This window comes from Paenibacillus sp. NPDC101420 (assembly GCF_050277435.1).
GTDB lineage: Bacteria > Bacillota > Bacilli > Paenibacillales > Paenibacillaceae > Paenibacillus_AQ.
Genome location: NZ_JBNNSE010000001.1, coordinates 515,356 through 536,943, shown reverse-complemented (window position 1 = coordinate 536,943; position 21,588 = coordinate 515,356). Strand labels below are relative to the sequence as shown.

The 21,588-nt window shown below is 42.3% G+C and carries 21 protein-coding genes; 15 read left to right on the top strand and 6 right to left on the bottom strand.

Translation table 11 applies throughout. The features are described 5' to 3' along the window. Nucleotides 1-36 precede the first annotated feature (36 nt). Nucleotides 37-1,557: a copper amine oxidase N-terminal domain-containing protein gene (locus ACQKMP_RS02505; protein WP_339247488.1), complete on the top strand. Its 1,521-nt coding sequence runs from the start codon at nt 37-39 to the stop codon at nt 1,555-1,557. 102 nt (nt 1,558-1,659) lie between these two features. Here ACQKMP_RS02505 and ACQKMP_RS02500 read toward each other — a convergent pair whose 3' ends face one another. After that, entirely contained in the window at nt 1,660-3,075 is a 1,416-nt protein-coding gene (locus ACQKMP_RS02500; RefSeq protein WP_427468763.1) for a metallophosphoesterase, read from the bottom strand. Nucleotides 3,076-3,283: 208 nt separating this feature from the next. Here ACQKMP_RS02500 and ACQKMP_RS02495 point away from each other — a divergent pair, with 208 nt between their 5' ends. Then, entirely contained in the window at nt 3,284-3,883 is a 600-nt protein-coding gene (locus ACQKMP_RS02495; RefSeq protein WP_042187439.1) for a nitroreductase family protein, read from the top strand. A 72-nt stretch (nt 3,884-3,955) separates the two neighbouring features. Then, nucleotides 3,956-4,150, top strand: coding sequence for a hypothetical protein (locus tag ACQKMP_RS02490; RefSeq protein WP_042187441.1), 195 nt, complete (start codon nt 3,956-3,958; stop codon nt 4,148-4,150). A gap of 76 nt (nt 4,151-4,226) precedes the next feature. Here the strand turns inward: ACQKMP_RS02490 and ACQKMP_RS02485 are convergent, their stop codons facing one another. Then, on the bottom strand, nt 4,227-5,396 hold the full coding sequence (locus tag ACQKMP_RS02485) for a peptidylprolyl isomerase (RefSeq protein WP_339247496.1): 1,170 nt from the start codon (nt 5,394-5,396) through the stop codon (nt 4,227-4,229). A gap of 185 nt (nt 5,397-5,581) precedes the next feature. Then, a complete protein-coding gene (locus ACQKMP_RS02480) occupies nt 5,582-5,917 on the bottom strand; it encodes a hypothetical protein (protein ID WP_042126947.1) in 336 nt (111 codons plus the stop codon). Between the two features lie 181 nt (nt 5,918-6,098). Between ACQKMP_RS02480 and ACQKMP_RS02475 the strand changes: the two genes are divergently transcribed. Next, nucleotides 6,099-7,205 (top strand): lactonase family protein, encoded by a 1,107-nt coding sequence (locus ACQKMP_RS02475; RefSeq protein ID WP_427468762.1) that lies wholly within the window; start codon nt 6,099-6,101, stop codon nt 7,203-7,205. 124 nt (nt 7,206-7,329) lie between these two features. Here the strand turns inward: ACQKMP_RS02475 and hfq are convergent, their stop codons facing one another. Then, nucleotides 7,330-7,551, bottom strand: coding sequence for an RNA chaperone Hfq (hfq, locus tag ACQKMP_RS02470; RefSeq protein ID WP_042126951.1), 222 nt, complete (start codon nt 7,549-7,551; stop codon nt 7,330-7,332). 110 nt (nt 7,552-7,661) lie between these two features. Between hfq and ACQKMP_RS02465 the strand changes: the two genes are divergently transcribed. Then, nucleotides 7,662-8,303 (top strand): phosphatase PAP2 family protein, encoded by a 642-nt coding sequence (locus ACQKMP_RS02465; protein ID WP_379421821.1) that lies wholly within the window; start codon nt 7,662-7,664, stop codon nt 8,301-8,303. A 95-nt stretch (nt 8,304-8,398) separates the two neighbouring features. Here the strand turns inward: ACQKMP_RS02465 and ACQKMP_RS02460 are convergent, their stop codons facing one another. Continuing rightward, a complete protein-coding gene (locus ACQKMP_RS02460) occupies nt 8,399-8,932 on the bottom strand; it encodes a hypothetical protein (protein ID WP_076282886.1) in 534 nt (177 codons plus the stop codon). 188 nt (nt 8,933-9,120) lie between these two features. On the opposite strand from ACQKMP_RS02460, the gene ACQKMP_RS02455 reads away from it, so the two are divergent. From ACQKMP_RS02455 to ACQKMP_RS02445, 3 genes are all read left to right on the top strand, one after another. After that, a complete protein-coding gene (locus tag ACQKMP_RS02455; protein WP_042187452.1) occupies nt 9,121-10,167 on the top strand; it encodes an FUSC family protein in 1,047 nt (348 codons plus the stop codon). Between the two features lie 97 nt (nt 10,168-10,264). Next, nucleotides 10,265-12,616, top strand: coding sequence for an RNA polymerase recycling motor HelD (helD, locus tag ACQKMP_RS02450; protein WP_427468761.1), 2,352 nt, complete (start codon nt 10,265-10,267; stop codon nt 12,614-12,616). Nucleotides 12,617-12,750: 134 nt separating this feature from the next. Continuing rightward, a complete protein-coding gene (locus ACQKMP_RS02445; RefSeq protein WP_341060564.1) occupies nt 12,751-14,064 on the top strand; it encodes an MFS transporter in 1,314 nt (437 codons plus the stop codon). Between the two features lie 55 nt (nt 14,065-14,119). Here ACQKMP_RS02445 and fsa read toward each other — a convergent pair whose 3' ends face one another. Then, entirely contained in the window at nt 14,120-14,767 is a 648-nt protein-coding gene (fsa, locus tag ACQKMP_RS02440) for a fructose-6-phosphate aldolase (RefSeq protein ID WP_042126959.1), read from the bottom strand. A 235-nt stretch (nt 14,768-15,002) separates the two neighbouring features. On the opposite strand from fsa, the gene ACQKMP_RS02435 reads away from it, so the two are divergent. From ACQKMP_RS02435 to ACQKMP_RS02405, 7 genes are all read left to right on the top strand, one after another. After that, on the top strand, nt 15,003-15,455 hold the full coding sequence (locus ACQKMP_RS02435) for a hypothetical protein (protein WP_197071283.1): 453 nt from the start codon (nt 15,003-15,005) through the stop codon (nt 15,453-15,455). 78 nt (nt 15,456-15,533) lie between these two features. After that, nucleotides 15,534-16,016: a GNAT family N-acetyltransferase gene (locus tag ACQKMP_RS02430; RefSeq protein WP_231573435.1), complete on the top strand. Its 483-nt coding sequence runs from the start codon at nt 15,534-15,536 to the stop codon at nt 16,014-16,016. Nucleotides 16,017-16,054: 38 nt separating this feature from the next. Continuing rightward, a complete protein-coding gene (rpiA, locus tag ACQKMP_RS02425; RefSeq protein WP_427469201.1) occupies nt 16,055-16,735 on the top strand; it encodes a ribose-5-phosphate isomerase RpiA in 681 nt (226 codons plus the stop codon). Beyond that, the gene (locus tag ACQKMP_RS02420; protein WP_339270705.1) at nt 16,732-17,211 is read left to right on the top strand and encodes a VanZ family protein; all 480 of its coding nucleotides are present in this window, start codon (nt 16,732-16,734) and stop codon (nt 17,209-17,211) included. The genes rpiA and ACQKMP_RS02420 overlap by 4 nt, the downstream gene beginning before the upstream one ends. 3 nt (nt 17,212-17,214) lie before the next feature. Next, nucleotides 17,215-17,655 (top strand): GNAT family N-acetyltransferase, encoded by a 441-nt coding sequence (locus ACQKMP_RS02415; RefSeq protein ID WP_427468760.1) that lies wholly within the window; start codon nt 17,215-17,217, stop codon nt 17,653-17,655. Nucleotides 17,656-17,828: 173 nt separating this feature from the next. Next, nucleotides 17,829-18,284, top strand: coding sequence for a MarR family winged helix-turn-helix transcriptional regulator (locus ACQKMP_RS02410; RefSeq protein ID WP_076282879.1), 456 nt, complete (start codon nt 17,829-17,831; stop codon nt 18,282-18,284). After that, complete coding sequence (locus ACQKMP_RS02405; RefSeq protein ID WP_427468759.1) at nt 18,281-21,442, top strand: MMPL family transporter; 3,162 nt, start codon at nt 18,281-18,283, stop codon at nt 21,440-21,442. The genes ACQKMP_RS02410 and ACQKMP_RS02405 overlap by 4 nt, the downstream gene beginning before the upstream one ends. The last annotated feature ends 146 nt before the right edge of the window (nt 21,443-21,588 follow it).

Below are 21,588 nucleotides of genomic sequence, written 5' to 3'. Positions count from 1 at the left end.
ATTGATTTCAAAAAATCTTAAAAAAGGAGACTTGCTATGAGGAGAATGAAAGCTAGGGCAAAATGGTTTATTCCTTTTGTCGCACTGCTGCTTGTTCTGGCCGGTTGTCAATCGGTTGGAGGTTTCGATGTTAATAAGGCATTGATCGGGGATGTCGATGTTAAATCATCAGAATCCAGCATGACGTTTTCTATGAACGCTGAACCTTCAGAAGGAATTAGCGCAGAAGATAAGGAAATGGTCGATCTCATAAATTCTTTTTCCCTGAGTATTAGCAATGCAAAGTTACAAGAGAATGGTAATGTATCTGCCAATGGAACGATCGGCTATAAACAATTGAATATTCCATTCTCATTGTTTATGGACAAAAAAACTTTAGTCTTTACGGTTGAAGGAGCAAAACAACCGTTTTACTTCCCGGTTCAAGGCTATGATGAGGTCTTTGCTGAAGTTGGATTGGATCTGACTAAAGCTGAAGATCTTAGTAAGCTGCTAACGAAGTTTGTGGTGAAGAATCTTCCTAATCCAAGCGCAATTAGCGTAACACCCGTTAGTGAGGCTGTGTATGGCCAGCAGGTGAATATGACGAAGTTACATACCGAAGTGACGGGTGATGAGCTTCCGGCATTGTTAAAAGGATTCCTGAAATCGATCTCTAAAGATACGGAAGGCTTTACAGAATTGGTTGGTGGTCTATATGACTATCTATATCCTGTGATTAAAGCTATGGACGAAAAAGCCTCCGGTGATTATGAAATTCCAGGTATTGGAGTCATTCCTCTGGGTGATAAAGAAGCTGTTGTAACTGTACTACATGATGCAGCAAAATTGGCTGTGGATGCGTTACTGCTGGTTTATGACAATCAACTAGACAGTCTTTACAAAGCTACCCCTGAGCTTAAAACGGTTCTGAGTAAGGATACGAAGCTTGCTGTCGACATTTTTGTAGACAGTGGACTACATGTTCGTAAACAGAATGTTGATCTGAAAGTGGCGCTTCCAGGTACTGAAGATATGCCATTAAAGAGCTTCTCTCTTAAGGCTTCCAGTCAGATTTGGAACATTGGTGGTGCTGTAACGGCAGATCCAATCAGTACTGAAGGAGCACTTGATGTTTCTTCTGGTGACCTGACTCCTGGAGAGACTTTGAACAATTTTGATCCAAATTCTAACGTCTATCGTATATTGAAAGACGATCTTGGTATCACCAAGAGAACGATTGTCATCGAACCAGACGACGAATATTATTATCCGATCGTTGACAATAATACGACGTACATTCCTCTTCGGTATTTTGCAGAAGATTTAGATGCTATTGTGGAATGGGATACAGTCAATCGTGCTATTATCGTAACTGATGGTGTGTACGGTGATAAGCTGGTATTCAAAATCGGTTCTTCCGAAGCAGTAATTAACGGTGAAAAAGTGAAGCTTGCAGAGCCTGTATTTGTTGACGAATATGGTGATGCCTATGTATCGCTGCGTCTGCTTGCTGAAGCACTTCATGCTACTGTGTATGTAGATGAAGATGGTTGGATTACTATTACACGTAAATAGTTAGTTCGATCCTCATTGGCTAAATAACACAAACAAACCCAGCTTCTAACTTCGCAGAAATGCGGGTGAAGCTGGGTTTTTTATATGAAATATGGCATCTTTTCATTGCTTCGTTAAAACCACTTCTAGGTCGACATTACTTAGCGCTTTTTCTTCAGCCATACTTTGGACATACCCTCCTAAGAAACCGTCCTGCTGTTCCTCCCAAAGCTTGTAGCCCGACAACGCTTTTATATCCTTAGCAAAGGTACCTGCAGTTCCTGCGAAGTATCGTACATTCATCTTGGACATTACCTTCGCCATGGATTCTTTTTCAGACTCCGTTAAAGGGCTTTCCTTAAGACTATCCATAGCTTTGTCATAGGAGTTAGTAGCAAAGGCTTCTTCGGCATAAGCCTTGAAGTTTAAGAGATTGTGATCTGTAATCTGATTAGCTTCAGCCCAACCTTCTACGTTCAAAGACGTTGCTTTATAATTTACGGTTCGCGAGACGGGATCGAAGGTCATGGCTCCATATTGATGCGGATTGACGGCCATCGCACTCGTAGCGATATCATAGATTGGCATTTGTTCAGAGGATGCTGTATCTTCATTCGCGTCTGCTGGATCTACTTGAATGTCCTGCATATGAATATGTCCTGAGAGAACTAGATTAAGTCCATTCTTCCGTAAGGATTTTATAGCTTCCTGGCTGTTATTAAGCTTGAAGCCTGAAACAGACATAGAAGTGTGACTTAATAAATTATGATGCATCACCGTGATCACAGAAGCGTGCTCTTTGGCTGCAAGCTTAACGGATTCATCCATCCATGAAAGCGTAGAGGAAGCAATACGCCCATCGGTCTGAGGGAAACCGTATTTTTTATTATTAAGGTATTGGCTGCTGTCTATCATGAGAATCCATAAGTTGGGGGCTGCCTTGACGATATAGCTTAGTGATTCCTTATCACGTGATACAGCTTCTTTGTAGCCGAAATCCGCATACATTTTGACGAAATCCTTATCTGTAATTGAATCCGTAAGGAGCTGTTTATCGCCACTGAAGGATCTAGCCCAAGGATTAAATAAGTCGTGATTGCCTGGAATGACATATACAGAGGTTCCTTGTTGTTCAATTCGTTTTAAATTTTCGGTTAACTTTTGATGGCTGCTGCGTTCTCCATTATTAGTTAAATCGCCACTGAGGATGATAAACGCAGGTTTTTTCTGTTCAGCGTCATAGACCAAAGCTTCAGCCATTTCATCACTGTAGGGCAGCATTTTTCCATCGCCTCCAGTGACATAGGTCTGAAAAGCCTGCCCACCATCCTGAAGATCCTTATCCAAAAAGTGAGTGTCTGTGGCGACCCAGAAAGATACAGGTTTAAGCTCAGCTTGATCAAGTTCCACAGCGTTTAAATTAGACGATTTTGTGTCTTTACAGCCAGTAAGTGCCAAGCTAAGGAAAAAGAGCACTACACAAGAGAATATGACTGTTTTTTTATGTAGAATAAGAACTTTATCTGTTGAAAAATTCATTTATATAACCTTCCTTCTGTACTTTTGCTGCACTATTGTAGCTTATTTTTAGCCGAAATGTATATCGGAAAAGTGAAGGGGAGATGTTACTAACCGAGGCTAATTGTATATCCGACAAAATAAGTTGTGAATAGATGTTGTGTTTTCAGAAAAAAGGTGATAAGATGTACAAAAGTAAGTTACTTAAATAAATGGAGGTAGTTATTTTATGTCTAACAATTTTCTTGAAGCAGTTAAAGGAAGACGTTCCATCTATGCCATCAGTAAAGAATCCACTGTAGCCGATGCTCAAATTATTGAAATCGTTGAGCAAGCGGTTTTGCATAGCCCAACTTCATTCAACTCCCAAAGCTCCAGAGCGGTTGTTCTTTTAGGTGAACAGCATGATAAATTATGGGATATCACGACAGAAACTTTGCGCAAAATCGTTCCAGCTGAACAATTTGAAGGAACAGCACAAAAATTAGCATCTTTCAAAGCAGGTTACGGTTCCGTATTGTTCTTTGAAGATCAAGCGGTAGTGAAGAACCTTCAAGAAAACTTCGCCTTGTATGCCGAGAACTTCCCAGTTTGGTCTAACCAATCTTCAGGCATTCTGCAATTCGTAGTATGGACTGCACTTTCTGAAGCGGGTTTAGGTGCATCCCTGCAGCACTATAACCCACTAATTGATGACGAAGTGAAAGAAGCTTGGGGCATCCCGCAAGACTGGAAACTGATTGCTCAATTGCCATTTGGTAAGACAGTAACTCCAGCAGGTGAGAAACAATTCCAACCGGTTGAAGATCGCGTTAAAGTCTTTAAATAAGCTTAAGAGAGTGTTTAAAACCTCCTAGACCAGGCTAATTAATTATATAGTCAGGTTAAGGAGGTTTTTTGTATGCCGTGGAACAAAAAAGATTATCCAGATTCACTCAAAAACTTTACTGCACCTATTCGTAATAAGGCGATTGATATTGCTAATGCACTGCTAGAAGATGGATATGAAGAGGGAAGGGCGATTTCTATTGCTACCGCACAAGCGAAAGAGTGGGGAGAGAATCGTGATAAGCAGGTCCGTAAAAAAGGACATTAATTAAAAGTTCGAAAATAGAGGTACAAAAAAAGCAGGACAGCGTCGCTTAACGCTTGTCCTGCTTTTTACAGTCATATTATTTAGCAGATTCAGTTCCTGCTTCTGCGCTTGCAGATGGCTCAGGAGAAGCTGTTGCTTCTTTTTTGGCATCCGTAAGTGAATTTGTGATTTTTGCTTTTGCAGTTGTATCTGACAACCAAGTGGTGGAAAGAGTGGAAACCTTCTGAGACACAAGCGTCTTTTTGATTTCATCTTTCTTTTCTTCCATGGTGTAGTTTTTAGCGTCTTTGTGGTCGGTAACTTTAATAATGTGATAACCGTAATCGGATTTCACAGCACCGCTTGTTTCCCCAACTTTAAGTTTAAAGGCTACATCGGAGAATTCAGCTACCATATCTCCACGTTTGAAGAAGTCTAGATCTCCGCCATTAGCTTTGGAACCAGTGTCTGAAGATTTTTCTTTTGCTAGTTCAGCGAAATCAGCTCCATCTTTCAATTGCTTCAGAATTGCATCTGCTTCTTCTTTAGTCTCAACGAGAATGTGGGAAGCGCGAACTTGTTCTTCTTCATTGAAAGTAGCTTTATTTGCTTCATAGTAGTCTTTGATTTCTTGATCCGTTACAGTCACTTGCGGCTCAAGAATCTTACGCAGTTTAACTTGTAGCGGCATTTGCTTCTTCAAGTCATCAACGGTCATTGAGCTTTGTTGCAATGCAGCATTAAATGCAGCTTCTCCGCCGAATTGTGCCTTAAGGTCTTCTAATTCAGCATTGATGTCTTCATCAGTAACGGTTACGTTGGCTTTTTTAGCTTCTTGATCAACGAGTTCAGTAGTAATCATAGCTTGCAGTGTGCTTTCTCCGCCTGCTTCGATCAATTTATCATAAAGTTGTTCTTTAGTAATGTTAGTTCCGTTAACGCTAGCAACAGCTGTGCTGCTGTCGTCCTTTTGGAATGGAGGCTTAATCAATACAATGATGAGTGCCGCAGCCAGAACCACAGAGGCAATCATCCAGCCCTTGTTACCTTTAGGAGAAACTGGTGGAGCAGGTGGCGTCGTATTATTGTTGCTGCCGACTTTGTTCATTACTGGAACACTTTCCTCTTTTGTTGTATTCACAGGTTCTTCAGCAGCTACGACCTCCACTTCATTTACTTCATTGGTATTCTCGGTAGTGTTCAATTCTTCTTCCGGAGTACCGTTGTTTTCTAAGTTCTCATTTCCATTCAGATCTTTTTTGTCCATTATTAGTAATGACTCCCTTCAATATAGGTGTTGCTTGTCTATTTACAACTTTAACAGAAATCCAGATCCTAAACCTTAAGAAAGTATAAAAAAAGATAGGATCTTTTTAAGTTTCTATTAATAAAAAGCAAAAAGCCGGAAATGGCATCGGTAACATGCCCTTCCGGCTTATGGGAATAAGATGTTTACTTCAGTCCTTTCAATAGATGACGAATACTTTCTTGTTTCCGTCTTGGGACCCGTACGTTTTTAGCGAATAGGCCCTTTTCTCCGAAATAAATGCAGTCGTCTTCGATAGAACTGATCTTGTTTAGATTGACATAACAGCCACCGTACACATGATAGTAAGTAGAATTGGATAACAATCGTTTTAATTGCTCGGCAGTCATTCTCTTTTTTATGTTGTAGTTTCTGCCGTGAAAAATGACCAAATCATGGTCCCCGACCTTAAAGAACAGAATGTCTGTTTCCACCTCGAAGTCCTCGTATACATTTCTGGCTTCCAGCAGGATGCTACTCATTCATGTTCCCCCTTTATACTTAATAAAAGACTAATGTTAGCGCTTTCATTATAGCACAATCCCTAATCATTGGAAAGCCTTATTTTTGAACTATTTGTCACACTTTTTACTTTATAGTTTGTCTTTAACGTTTAAAAATTGTAAATTATATAATAGCAATACTTTGGAGGAGGATGTAGAGATGGAAAAGCAGACTAAGTTATTGCTGTTTACGGGTTCCTATGCAAGTGCCACGGAAAGCGGTGTGCAGGTATTTGAATTCGATGGCGAAGCAGGAGGTACGTTAAAATTAATCGACTCGGTTCAGGGTCTAACTAACCCCACCTTTGTTAATGTAGATGCTACAGCCCTGCGTTTATATGCCATAGGAGAAAAGCCAAATGGTGAAGGTGGAAAAGAGGGAGAAGTCGTTACCTTTGCTATCGATGCTAAGCGTGGGAAATTGAGCGAATTGAATCGAATAGCCTCAATGCCTGCTTCAGGTAATGGTCAAACGACCACATGCCATATTTCAAGAGATCTGAGCGATGAATACATTGTTGTATGTAGTTATCATGGTGGCAGTGTAGGCTTGATCACATTAGATGAAGAAAAAGTTGCTAATCAACTGGCGGATGTCGCGATTCATTCCGGTCATGGTCATCATCCTGAACGTCAGGATCGCCCGCATCCCCATTCGGCTATTTTCAGTCCGGACGGACAGTATCTGTTTGTTTCTGATCTTGGGCTTGATATTATTCGGTCCTATAGAATCAATAGAGACTTGAACAAACTAGAAGTTCACGGAGATACTGCGCTTCATCCAGGGGCCGGACCTCGTCATTTTACATTTCATCCAGATGGAAAGTCTGCTTATGTTATAAACGAGGTGGATTCCACGATAACATCGTTTACATATGACAGTGCTACAGGGACTCTTCACACGGTAGATACAGTTTCAACCTTGCCTGAGGATTTTAAGGAAGAGAATACTTGCGCTGAAATTGCTACTTCAGTAGATGGAAGATATCTTTACGCTTCTAACCGTGGAGCTGATAACATCGCAGTGTTTGCAGTGGATAACGCTACTGCCAAGCTTACACTAATTGAATATGTATCTACTCGTGGAGGGCATCCACGACACTTCTCATTAACTCCGGATGGGGCTTATCTTATTGTTGCAAATCGTGACGCTAATAACCTGGTTGTGTTCTCTATTGAAGAGACCAGTGGTCGTCTCGTATTTACTGGGAATACTGCTGATGTATCCAAGCCGGTGTGTGTGAAGCCTGTGATTTTCCCAGTATAAAAGAAACTCGTTTTGAAGAGTGAATAAGACAATTTAAGAAAATAATAAAGGGAACACCGGAGATGTAGTCCGGTGTTCCCTTTATTATTGAAAATAGGATGAAGAAGTTTAATGAATGTGTGAACTATTTGAGTGAGACGGGCTTAAGAGGTACAATAGTGGATACTGCAGATTTGAAGAGCACATTCTGTCTGCCATCACCTTGACCCTGTAAAGTGATTGTGAATGCATCATACGAGGTTACGACGCCTTGCATTTTTACACCATTTGTTGTAAAAATCGTCACGGGCACCTTTGTGGAAATAAACTGATTCAACAAACGTTCCTGCAATTTTAGACTCTCCACTTTGGCAGCACTCCATCTTTTTGTATATTTATTTCTCTATAATTATAGCACGGGTTATAGCTTCTCAGGAAATGTGATCGACAGGCACAAAATTAGACACGGAGGTATTTATGCTTTATTATCAGAACTGGTCTAGAGGTTTTCGTTATTTTATAGGGTTTGCTGCTTGTTTCGTCGTTATTGCGATCCTAGTTCATATGAATAAGGTATCATCATTTGATAATTATTTGATTCATTTTGTTCAATCCGCTGAATCACCTGGACTGACCACATTCGCAAAAGGACTATCTCTGATTGGTTCCTCTAAGGTAGCGATTGGCATATCTATCGGCACGATGGCACTGCTGTATTTTCTGCTGAAACATCGGCTTGAGCTAATTCTGTTCCTATGGGTTGGACTAGGCTCACAGCTATTGAATACACTTATGAAGTTATGGTTTCAAAGGGAGCGTCCAAATTTCAATCGTATTGTCCAAGAGCTCGGTTATAGTTTCCCAAGTGGACATTCCATGGCAGCCTTCTCCCTCTATGGGGTAATTGCCTATTTACTGTGGCGTCATTTGCCGCGAAGAAGTGAAAGAATTCTGTTAATAACGTTTGCGGTATTCATGACTGTGGGCATTGGCTGGAGTCGTATTTACCTGGGAGTTCATTATCCTAGCGACGTAATTGGTGGTTATGCTGCAAGTGGCGCGTGGCTGATGTTATCCATCAGTCTATTTGAAGCCTATAAAAAACGGATATCCTCATAAGAAATGAAGATACCCGTTTTTGTGGGGATATTTTAAAATATAAGAATATATATGTTTCACGCTATACATTATCCTTATATTTCTCGCATAAACGCTTACCGTCCTAAATAGGACACCGAAGGCGTTTTTGCTTGAGGGTTCATCACATGATGTTCCGAAGATTTATGATCTTGGAAATGACCCATTTTACTTATTTTTTTCTTCAGCATAGAAGGAAGTCCAGCCTTTAGCTTTTGAGCTTCGTCTTTTGTTAGACGTCCCTCGCTGATGGCTTGATCCAGCCGCTTACTTGCGGATTCGCTGAGCTTTTGAATATATTGATCTTCTGTCCAGCCTTTCTTCTCAAGGGCAAGCTCGGGGAGGGTTTTGCCTGTTTTTAGGCTATTGATTAGCTCCGTACGATCCATCTCAAGCAGCTTGGCTGTTTCGAAAATAATGAAATGTCCGCCGGCTCTGAATTTCCCGTCTTTCCCTGGTGGGGGTCTATGACCTTTTTCCGAAGGCCCAGAATCAGGTGCAGTGGAGGTTACATTCTCAGCTGACACGCTCCGAGTAGGAGCAAGTGCTGGAGACAGACTGAGGAAAAGAACAGCTGTGATGGTCACTAATTTTTTGATGTTGTTATTCATTCACTCACCTCGTATGTTATATGTGATAGGTACTTACTTGAATTAGTATTCCCTGAAAGCTGAAAGAATCATAAGTGAGAGCTTAAATGATCATAAAATTCATCAACATTAGGCTTGGGTAATTAGAGGAATGAGGGATTCGTAGATGTCCATATTGCAGAGTGGGCCAATTTTTAGGGGGGATATTTTTGGCTTTTGGAGCTCGCATATTTAAAACAGGAATGGCAGTCACGCTTGCCTTGTATTTAGCCGAACTGCTACATTTTCCATCTTCTGTGGGCGCTGCGATTGCAGCAATTTTCGCTATGCAGCCATCTATTTATCGCTCTTGGCGTTATTTTCTTGATCAGCTGACAACGACTACAATGGGTGCGGTACTCGCTCTTCTGGGAGGAATGCTGTTATCCAATAGTCCAATTGCGGTTGGGTTGGTCTGCATTCTTGTCATTATGATCAGTATGAAAATTAACCGAGCGGATACTATTAGCTTGACACTGGTCACCGTTATAACAGTGATGGAGGCTTCTGGTGAATGGCAGTTCGCGCTGAATCGTTTCTTATTAACATTGACAGGGATTGTTTCTGCATTTCTAATCAATATTATAGTAGTTCCTCCGAAACCACGGAAACAGTACATCAAGCAAATTGAGAACGTCTTTGCCAGTCTTTCCTTGCTGCTAAGAACGGCTGTATCTCATGAGATGAAGGAAAGTGTGTTTCGTGATGAAAAACTTGCACTGGAGTCATCTATTAAATCTTTAGCGGATAAGTACGCTTTGTTTGAGGAAGAGCAGAAACAGCTAAAGAGGGCGAAGTACAGTCAGACTAGACAAATGGTTGTCTATAAGAACCTGTTATCTTCTTTGCAAAAGGGCTTCGATGTTCTTGAGGCTGTGGATCGGCATTATTTTCAAGCGGATCGAAGTGAAGAGACAGATGCATTGTTTGACAGTCATTTGGAGCAGTTAATCAAATATCATCAACTGATCTTGCTGAAATTTGAAGATAAACTAAAACCAAACACTAATGAATCGGAACCCTTGGGAGACGAGAATGATGGATTTTTGAATTCAACGATCCTGGGGTATAATGCGGAGAAAATAGGTCAACTACGATTGTATGTTGTAGCCGCAGCTATTTACGATTACGGATATCAATTAGAACGGCTTGATAAAGTGGCAGATCAGATGAACCGTATAGCGACTGAGGAAAAAGAAACGGATCGCGAAGCTTAAAACATAACCTTGTGATGTGCAACATATAAGCTTAAGGATTCATCTATTAAGAGTATCCTCACTTGAAATATCAACCTTCCAAAGGGGATGAAATGTAGTGGAGAATCATGAAATTGAATGGAAAGAGGAACAGCAGCGGGTTGACGGAGTGACTAAGCTTTTGTCTGCCCATATCCGGCGACTATCTGAGGAGCTCGGACTCCATCGCAGTGATGTGGTGGATATGCGGAAAGACTTCTGGGAAGAGGTAACAGTAAACTTCAGTAGTCCAGATGATTTAGGGGAAACTTCAACAAGTCTGCGCCAACAATCCCAAATCTTGAATGAACGTGAACGCCATCATTTACAGTCGAGCAAGGCTCTAAAAAAATATAAAAAGCTACTCGTCTCTCCTTACTTTGGGCGTATTGACTTTACAGAAGCACCAAATGGAGAAACGGAAAAGATTCATCTGGGAATTGGATCCTTGATGGAGGATGATGGCACCTTCTTGATCTATGACTGGCGGGCGCCTATATCGAGCTTATATTATGACGGAGCTCCTGGCCCAACAGCTTATGAGACACCTGGTGGACTTGTTTCCGGTACAATGAATCTTAAACGTCAGTTTGTGATTTCTGATGGTGTTATTGAAGTTATGTTTGATACTGGGGTAACGATCGGAGACGAGCTTTTGCAGCAAGTGCTTAGCCATAGTGCCGATGATCGAATGAAGAGTATTGTAGCTACCATCCAGAAAGAGCAAAATGCGATTATCCGTAACGACAAAAGCCGAATGCTGGTCGTTCAGGGTGCCGCAGGAAGCGGGAAAACCTCTGCAGCATTGCAGCGGGTTGCTTATCTTTTGTATAAATACCGTGAAGTTCTGCAAGCAGACCAGATGTTGTTGTTCTCGCCGAACCCGCTGTTTAATAGCTATGTTTCAACTGTGCTCCCAGAGCTAGGTGAAGAAAATATGCAACAAACCACTTTTCAGATGTATCTTGAGCATCGTTTAGGACATGAATTCCAGCTGGAAGATGTCTTTAGTCAGACGGAAAATCTATTGAATGCCCCTGATGGCCCTGAAGTGGGTATACGCAGAGAAGGCATCGCTTATAAATCATCTGTACCTTTTCTCGATGTGATTCGTCGGTATGCTACGATGCTGGAACATGAGGGCATGCTGTTCAAGCCTTTAATGTTTCAAGGTAGAGCGGTAGTCAGTAAAGAAGAAATGGAACGTCATTTCTATGCCTATGATCCCGCCATTAAGCTTGCGAACCGTGTAGACTTAATGACACGCTGGTTACTGAAGAAGATCGCTGATTTTAGCCATGAGGAAAGAAATGCTTCATGGGTTGAAGATCAAATTGAGCTATTAGACTCCAGTGATTACCATCGTGCATATCAGATGTTGCGACGTAAGAAGAAAGCCACGCAGGATAGTTTTGATGATTTTGATACTGAAAAAGAAGTGTTATCCCGGTATGTAGTCAGCCAACGCTTAAAACCGCTGCGCGGATGGACTAAACGAGGTCGTTTTGTGGATGTTAAGGGGTTGTACAGTACGCTGTTTACTGATCGTGAGCTTATGGAACGTCTGAATGGTGTTAATTCTCTGCCGGAAATATGGGATGAGATCTGTGAACAAACACTAAAATCAATCGCAGTGAACGAGCTTGCCTACGAAGATGCTACACCATTCCTTTATTTGAAGGAGTTAAGCCAAGGCTTCCGTACCAATACGCTAATTCGTCATGTGATTGTGGATGAAGTACAAGACTACTCACCTTTCCAATTAGAGTTCATGCGCCGTTTATTTCCAAGGGCAAAAATGACCGTATTGGGTGACTTGAATCAGGCGATCTATGCACAAGGTGAGGTGCTCGGTGATTTGTCTAGTTTGGTAAGCATTTATGGGGAAGAGAATACAGAAGTGATCTCGTTAACCCGAAGCTATCGCTCCACTTTTGAAATTGTAGAATTTACGCGTTCAATGATTCCTGGAGGGGAAAGAATTGTGCCGTTTAATCGACGAGGAGAAGAACCTCAGCTAAGTGTGGTGTCTAGCGAGGATGAGCTTCTGAATGCTGTTGAAATGGATATCCGGAATTTGCAATCCAAGGGGTATCATTATGTGGCTGTCATTTGTAAAACAGCAGAAGAAAGCGCAAGAGTTCATGATGAACTACATAGTAGGCTGCCAGTAAGACTCGTTACGAAGGAAACGCCGAATTTCCAGAAGGGAACATTGGTGTTACCTGCTTACTTAGCTAAAGGTGTGGAGTTTGATGCTGTCATCATTTATGATGGTTCAGCTGAACGATATGGCAGAGAAAGCGAGCGTAAACTGTTCTATACAGCTTGCACTCGAGCGATGCACTTACTGCATATTTTTAGCCTAGGAGAACCAAACCGGTTTCTTCCATCTGTAAAAGCGAAGACCATGATTACAAATTCGCTGTAAAGCACCATCTTCTGATCATAAGATCGTCCTTTCGCATTGGCGAGGGGACGGTCTTTTTATATGTATGAATAAAGAGGGATGAACAAACCACAATATAGAGAGTCGTCGCAAACAATGACAAAGGTGGTCAGTTCATGAAGGAAAGAAAATGGGATCTGCTTGCACTGGCATCCATTCCACTAATTATGACCCTCGGTAACTCCATGCTGCTTCCTATTTTGCCGCAGATTTCTAAAGAACTAGGCATTAGCTCTTTTCAGGTGAGTATGCTGATTACTGTTTATGGATTGATGGCTATCGTGATGATCCCAATTGCAGGGTACCTGTCTGATGCTTATGGACGTAAAAAGGTGATTCTTCCGAGTCTGATCATTGCTGCTATTGGTGGAGCTGTGTGCGTGGTGGCGGCTTGGGTTATGAAGGGCGTTAGCGCCTATTGGGTCATTCTGGCCGGACGTTTATTACAAGGGATAGGTGCGGCTGGTGCTTTTCCTATTGTGCTGCCCTTCGTTGGTGATTTATTCAAGGAAGAAGAGGATGTAAGCAAAAGTCTGGGAATTATTGAAACCTCTAATACCTTTGGTAAAGTGCTCAGTCCGATCCTTGGAGCTTATCTTGGAATATGGCTTTGGTTTGCACCTTTTATCGCTATTCCTGTTCTATGTTTAATTTCATTTGCTTTAGTTCTTTTTCTGGTTCGAAAGCCGGAAGCGAAGGAACAACCTGAGAAACAGGGTATAAGAGAATTTTTATCCGGAATTGTGAGCATTTTGCGTGAAAAGGGACGATGGTTGTATGCTATTTTTGCCATAGGCGGTATCTGTATGTTTGTAACCTTTGGCGTTCAATTCTATTTATCGGAAATGCTGGAATCTAAATTTAATATGCATGGGGCAATGAAGGGGTTTGTGCTGGCAATACCATTAGCCTTGTTATGTCTGTCTTCATATGGAACAGGAAAGATCATTGGTCAGAACAAAACGCTAATGAAATGGCTGGGCTTTGGAGGAATGGTGTTACTTACTGCAGCAATGATCTTTGCGGGGTTCAATAAAGGTATTTATTTCTTAGTCGGGTTTATGGGCTTAGGTTGTGTTGGAATCGGGATTGTGCTTCCTTGTATGGATGCTTTGATCACGGAGGGAATTGAGAAAGAAAATAGCGGCACGATAACCGCTCTCTATAGCAGTATGAGGTTTATAGGGGTAGCCGCAGGACCGCCAGTGGTATCGCTGCTGTTAAGCAGTGGTCATTGGGTATTATTCGCTTTGATGGCTACAGTCGGCGCAATTGGTGGATTGCTGACCTTATTTGCAGTAACGCCAAGCAAGGGGAGCAAGGGAGAATCTGACGTGAAAGAAACGGAGCAGGTAGATGCGCGACTCTTGTCAAAGCGTGTTCGTCAGACTTCTGCAAGGACTTTAGATGGAAAAAAGAGCTATCCTTAAGCTGCGTTGCCGTAGCTTGCGGGATAGCCCTTTGATAAAAGAATGAAAGACAATCTTATGCTTGTGGTACGGATTCCCAATCCTTCAGGAAGCGTTCGATACCGTTATCTGTCAGCGGATGCTTCCAGAGGGTAGGCAGGAGCGAACCTGGGATGGTAGCAATGTGAGCACCAGCAAGAGCGGCTTGCTCAACATGCGCAATGTTACGGATGGATGCTGCAATAATTTCGGAAGTCATACCGTAGTTAGTTAGGATGGTCTTCAGATCCTTGATCAGCTTCATTCCGTCAACACCGATATCATCCAGACGTCCTACGAAAGGAGAAATATAAGTTGCGCCTGCTTTTGCAGCCATTAAGCCTTGAGCCGCTGAGAAGACAAGCGTTACGTTAGTTTTGATACCTTTTTTTGTAAGCTCATAACAAGCTTCCAAGCCATCTTCAGTCATAGGGAGTTTAATGACAACGTTTGGAGCCCACTCAGCAATTTCGTATGCTTCTTTAAGCATTTCTTCTGCTGTAAGTCCGATTACTTCTGCACTTACAGGACCTGGAACGATTGCTACGATTTCTTTGATAACATCTTTAAACAATCTTCCTTCTTTAGCAATGAGCGACGGGTTAGTCGTTACGCCATCCACTAATCCGAGGCGAGTAATACGTTTGATCTCTTCAATATTTCCGGTGTCCAAGAAAAACTTCATTTTAAGTTTCCTCCCTTGATTTCCATATGGATTGACAAACAATATTCATATTTTCATTATGAGACATGTCAAACGAAGTTTCAACTGTTATTTTGAATATTTCAAAATAACTTTATAGATTGAATATCGCTTACACTTGTTATAGTGTTGATAATATAGGATTGGTCTATGCAGTTATCCATGATAATATATAATCGGCATTGTTATTATGGAGTATTGGGTGGGACGTGATGAAATGTACTCGATATTAGTTATTTTGCTTGTGCTCGTGTTGTCAGTTGCCGGATTCTTGGCCTACCAGAACAGCAAATTGGTATCTAATCAGAAAAAATTAGGAACTTTATCACGCAATCCTTCACTAATGTATTCTATCTTTGACCAATCTTGCGCTGCTAGTGTGGAAGATCCAGACGTAATTCCTTTAGTTCAATACACAGTTTTTGTGGAGTCCAGCGGGCAGGCAGTTGTGAATAAGCCTTTAGCAATCATTATTCTTTGTAGAGTAAGTGCGGGTAGAGGAAATCTAGTTCTCGCTGATGTCGAACGCAGTGTGCTGGAGCACATTAAATTGGCAGCCCCCTCAGATGCTTTCATTGAGCATAAAGCTTACTTACATAGGGCTGCTAACCACGCTGAAAAAGAGATGATCCTAAATTTAGAGGATGTAGTGAAATTACAATATACATAAGACAGAATGAAGAATATTGATTTTTTTGGCTGCAAGAAGGATAATACGAATTTGGATACAAGAAAAGAGGGAAATAGAGTGTCGCCCGTAACAGAAGTGAATTTTGAAGTAGTTGATCCAGAGAACGCTGATTTAAGAGAACTTATTACGTTTCTGGATGAAGAACTGAAGATGCGTTATCCGCATGAGACGATCTATGTTGTTGATTTCGAGGATCCCAAAGTAAAAGAAATGACTTTCGTAGTAGCCTACTTAAACGGAAAACCAGTGGGCTGTGGTGGGCTTCGTCCATTAGATTATATCGGAATAGAGATCGCAACGATGGAGTTGAAGCGCTTTTATGTAGATTCTAGTTATCGTAAAATGGGCATAGCTACAAATATGCTGTTATTCCTTGAAGAACAAGCATTAGCGGCGGGGTTTAAGGAGATCCGATTGGAGACCGGAATTAAGCAGCCAGAAGCGATTGCGCTTTACGTCAAGCATGGCTACCAACCGATTGATTTATTTGGACCCTACATAGGTGATCCGCATAGTCTCTGTTACGGCAAAATACTATAAAACTTTATAATGGATAACATGGGGGTATTAAAATGAGTATCAACGTTAAACAACTAGCAGCTGAAAAAGCAGTGGAATATGTAGAAGATGGAATGAAGGTAGGTCTGGGTACGGGATCAACTGCCTACTGGGCAATCCGCAAGCTCGGTGAACGCGTCAGTGAAGGCTTGAAAATTACCGCAGTAGCTACTTCACGTGCTTCCGAAGAGCAAGCACGAGAGCTGGGAATTCCACTGGTAGCTTTTGGTGATATTGATAGTCTGGACTTAACCATTGACGGAGCGGACGAGCTAGACAGCAGTCTGCAACTAATTAAAGGCGGCGGCGGCGCTTTGCTTCGTGAGAAGATTGTAGCTAGTAATAGTACCCGAATGATTGTGATTGCCGATGAAGGTAAAGTTGTAAACACGCTAGGCAAATTTCCGTTGCCGGTGGAAATCGTTCCTTTCGCCTGGGAATGGACTGTGGCAGAGCTTGCCAAACTGGGTTGCCAACCTGAATTGCGTCGCAGCGGAGAAGAGTTGTATAAGACGGATAATGGCAATTACATTGCGGACTGCCGATTTGAAGCGATAGAAGCTGCACCGAAGCTAGCACTGACCATCCAAAACATCCCGGGTGTTGTAGATCACGGCCTATTTATTGGAATTGCAGCGATGGCGATCCTAGGTAAACTTGATGGAACTATCGAAATTATTGAAGCTCAACCTAAGAATTGATTAACCGCAGACATAAAGAAACTTACCGTTCATGGCCGCTAAAAGGATTGACACGGGTAGTGCTAACTCTGTATAGTGCTACTGTTATCTATTGGATGTTTATCGGATTTGGACGTGAGGTACATACCGGAGGTCCTCTTCAGTATAATCTGGTTCCATTTCGCACGGTGTCACTTTATTTCAACTTGGATAACGGTTTATCACTTATCAATCGGCTAGTAAATCTGCTAGGAAATGTTGTAGTTTTTATTCCATTTGGTTTTCTTTCGCCATTAGTAAAGATACGTCCTGTGTCTTGGCTTAGAATCTCGCTATATGCTGTCCCTTGTATTCTGCTTTTGGAGTGCTTGCAAATGCTGCTGCATGTGGGAAGCTTCGATATTGATGATTTACTATTAAACATGCTAGGTGTGTGGACAGGCTACGGATTGTTTCGAGTGATTAGCTGTAAAAGGAACAAAGAAGGAGAAATGTGAAGAATGTTGATTGATCTTAAACCCCTCATTGGTACATCTGAGGTGAATGAGCTGCTGACCTATGCGGTCATAGATGATCCGAATGCTCTACAGCAGACTTCGTCTGAGTATAGCGAACAAGCCGGGCTAAAGTTATATGGCTGGGAAGAGGAAGAATTACTGCTTGGTCTTGTAGGCTTTGAAGAAACAGAAGATGGTTCCTTGGATATTCGGCATATTGCTGTATTGCCAGAGAACAGAGGAAAAGGTTATGCACGGGGGATGATTCTGGAGCTGCTTACTACGCGTCACCCGCGTTATCTGGTAGCTGAAACAGAGGATGAGATTGCTGCAGATTTCTACCGTAGTCTTGGGTTCATGGTGTACAGCCTCGGCGAAAATGCAGCAGGCATTGAAACACTGAGATGTGTTTATGAAGTAGAAGAGATCGAGGATGAGGAATAAACAATTTTTAGAAGACATACAATGGCAGGTCGAGATGAAATCTCGGCCTGTTTTTTTGTTGGGTCACCTTAAATTGTTCCTTAGAATTGTAAAGTTGACTTTTGAAATAAATGGGATTATAGTTTGACAATGAAACTGTTCTACAGTTGAACTATATTTGGAGGTAGGAAGCTTTGGAAGATGAAGTTCAGCATTGGATTAACCGTTATATGGATGCTTATATGATGGTGACTAGACAAGTAGCCGCAAGAATTAAAGATAGCATTGCTGCAGATACAACGAATGATCAGTATCAAATTCTTCGTCTGATTAATGCTCAGGAACAATGTACGTCTACATATCTAGCAGAAACTTTTTGCGTGGGTAAAAGCTCCATTACAGCAATAATCAACAGACTGGTGCAAGCGGGCATTATCGAGCGAACTCGTGACGAGAATGATCGTCGTCAGGTGTATTTATCGATGTCAGAGCATGGTAAAAGAGTATTTGAAGCAGCTGAGTCGCAAGTACATGAAGTAGTGGCCCCGTATTTGTTTCATTTTGAAAAGAAGGATATTGAGACGTTCATCATGATGTTTGAGAAACTGGCAAGTCTAATTCAGAATGATAATGGAGGGAAGAGCCAATGAAGACGATTCTAAAAGCAAGATGGGCGGTTATCGCAATCTGGCTCGCTGTAGCGGTGGTGCTAGTGATGACGGCCCCGTCTTTCTCTGATCTTGTCCGTGAGAAGGGGCAGGTTACGGTTCCAGAGGGATACCCTTCATCTAGAGCAGCAGAAATCATGAAGGAAGCATCAAGTGACAAGGGAGGCGAATCACTCCATCAAGTAGCCCTTGTGTTCAATAACCCGAAGGGAATCGGAGCGGAAGAAACAGCAAGTATTCAACAAGGCGTTGAGAAGCTGGCTGCGAATAAGGAAGCTCTGCAGTTAGATTCCATCACCGATCCTTTTTCACAAAGTGAGCTTAAAGATACACTGATTGCCAAAGATGGCAAGACTATTATGGTGGCGTTGTCCGTAAAAGGTGAAGGAGAGGCTGTTACTGCGCTGCCAGATAAAGTGGATGAGATGCTCTCAGGTGTTAAAGCAGATCATTATTTGACCAGTGAAGGTCTGATTACAGAGGATATGATTGCAAGCTCAGAAGCAGGGCTAAAGAAGTCGGAGTATATTACAGTTGTCTTTATCCTACTTATTCTATTCGTTGTGTTTCGTTCGTTCGTAGCGCCTTTTGTACCGCTGCTGACCGTGGGTATCAGCTATATTGTATCCCAATCTGTCGTGGCTTTTTTGGTGGATCGTTATGATTTTCCTTTATCAACGTTTACTCAAATCTTTATGGTTGCGGTCATGTTCGGGATCGGTACGGATTATTGTATTCTGCTGATCAGTCGCTTTAAAGAAGAATTGATGACCGCAGAAGATACTAAAAGTGCAATCATTGCAACTTATCGAAAAGCTGGAGGAACGGTGTTCTATTCGGGCTTAGCGGTATTTGTAGGTTTTGTAGCGATTGGGTTATCGAAATTTATCCTTTATCGTTCAGCAGTAGCTGTTGCAGTTGGTATTGCAGTTATGCTATTGGCACTTGTGACGATTGTTCCATTCTTTATGGCTGTTCTAGGCAAAAAGCTATTCTGGCCCTCCCGTGGCAAGCTGGAGCATAGTGAGAGCCGTATTTGGGGATGGGCAGGTTCTTTTTCTTTAAAAAGACCGTGGGCCGCACTTCTAATCGTTGCAGTAATCGTATCCCCATTTCTAGTTACCTATAGTGGTAAGCTGTCCTTTAACAGCTTGGAGGAAATTGGCTCGGAATATGCTTCGGTAAAAGGTTTTAATATTATTTCGGAGAGCTTCGGACCAGGTGAATCGATGCCTGGCAAGGTCGTTATCAAGAATGATGATCGTATGGACAATTCAGAATATCTGGGACTTGCGGAGAAAATTAGCCGCGAGCTGGAAAAAGTGGATAGTGTAAAATCTGTTCGGAGCATGTCACGTCCAACAGGTGAGCTGATTAGTGATTTCTTGATTCCGAATCAGGTCGGTACACTTTCTGATGGACTGGACCAGAGTAACGAAGGTCTGACCAAGATTCAGACCGGCTTGTCTGAAGCTAGTAAACAGCTTAGCGATAATGCTCCTAAACTTACAGAAGCTGTTGCAGGGAGTGCTAAGCTGACAGAGGGCACAGCGGATCTCAAAGACGGAATTGTTGCTTTAGGCGCTGGGCTCACCCAGATTGAGAGCGGGATTAAGAGTGGCTCAGCGGGTGCAGGAGATATCAAATCCGGTCTTCAGCAGGCAGCAACAAGTGCTAAACAGTTAGCAGATGCAAATGCGAAGTTACTTGAGGGCTATAAAAAAATCGGTGGAGGCTTAACCCAGCTGGATGAAGGACTCGGACAGCTTCCGAAGCAGCTACAAGGTGTTGCAGAGGCATTAAAAGGACTGGACGGTTCCTTCGCTGGCCTAGAGAGCAGTTATCCGGAAATTGTTCAGGATGTAAATTATTTGACGATCAAAGGTACAGTAGCACAAAGTGGTACGGGTGCAGCGCAGCTAGCAGCCGGTCTTGGTCAGGTTTCAGAACAGCTTAAAGGTGCAGCTACTGGCTTAAATGAAGCGAATGCCGGTTATGCCAAAGCTGCGGCTGGGCAAACCGCTCTCGCACAAGGTTTAGCTAAGCTTGTAGCTGGAATCGGTCAGCTGCAAGCTGGACTCGATCAGGCGGCAGCAGGTCAAGGACAGATCGTAGATAAGATTCCATCTATCACAAGTGGGCTTGATCAATTGCAAGGCGGACAGAAGCAGCTTGCAGATGGTTTTGGTGAATTGACAGGTCAGATTGGAGCCTTAACCACTGGACTAAGCGATAGTGCTGATGGATTGAAGCAAATTACAAGCGGTCTGGGCTCGGCACAAGAATACTTGAATCAGATTCAAGCGGCTAAGGATGAAGAGCTGAGCGGATTCTTCGTACCAGCTGAGGCACTTAAAGCTGAAGGTATAAAGCAGGTATTTGATACGTACTTGTCTGATGACCGTAAGGTGATGACGTTGGATGTGGTATTTACCGAGAATCCTTACAGCTCAGAGGCTATAGATAGTGTGGGTGATATTCAAGCAGCAGTAGATCGTGCAGTTAAAGGTACGAAGCTTGAAAATGCTGAAACAGCTATTAGCGGGGTTACAAGCAGTCAAAGCGATTTGCGGAATATTTCCAATGAAGACTATACGCGTACAGTAATCTTGATGCTGAGCGGTATTTTCATCATATTAGTGTTGCTGCTCCGTTCAATCGTAATGCCGATTTACCTTATCATTTCACTTTTGATCACTTACTTTTCAGCGTTGGGCGTTACAGAGGCTATTTTCGTTAATCTTCTGCACTATGAAGGGATTACATGGACGACGCCATTCTTTAGTTTTGTTATGCTGATTGCACTAGGTGTGGATTATAGCATTTTCTTAATGGCCCGGTTTAACGAAAATAAAACATGGGACGTAAAAGAAGCGATTCTACACGCTATGCGCAATATGGGTACAGTTATCCTTTCAGCTGTAGTTATTCTGGGTGGTACCTTCGCTTCGATGTATCCTTCTGGGGTATTGTCGATGATGCAGATTGCTACAGTGGTGCTCGTAGGATTGGCCTTGTATGCTTTAATCTTCCTGCCGTTCTTTGTCCCTGTAATGGTACGGGTCTTCGGCCGAGGGAATTGGTGGCCATTTTCGGTTAAACAGAGCGGAGAAGCTAACAAGCAGGATTTAAATATGTAAATGGGACTATACCCCATTTATGAATCAGAAGTCATAACAAGTTGTTTTTTTGCAGTCAGCCACCGATATATTTATCGGTGGCTGACTTTTTATTTGAGTAGAATGAATCGTTTCGATGGGGCATTATTAGCGGGGAGAACTACTAA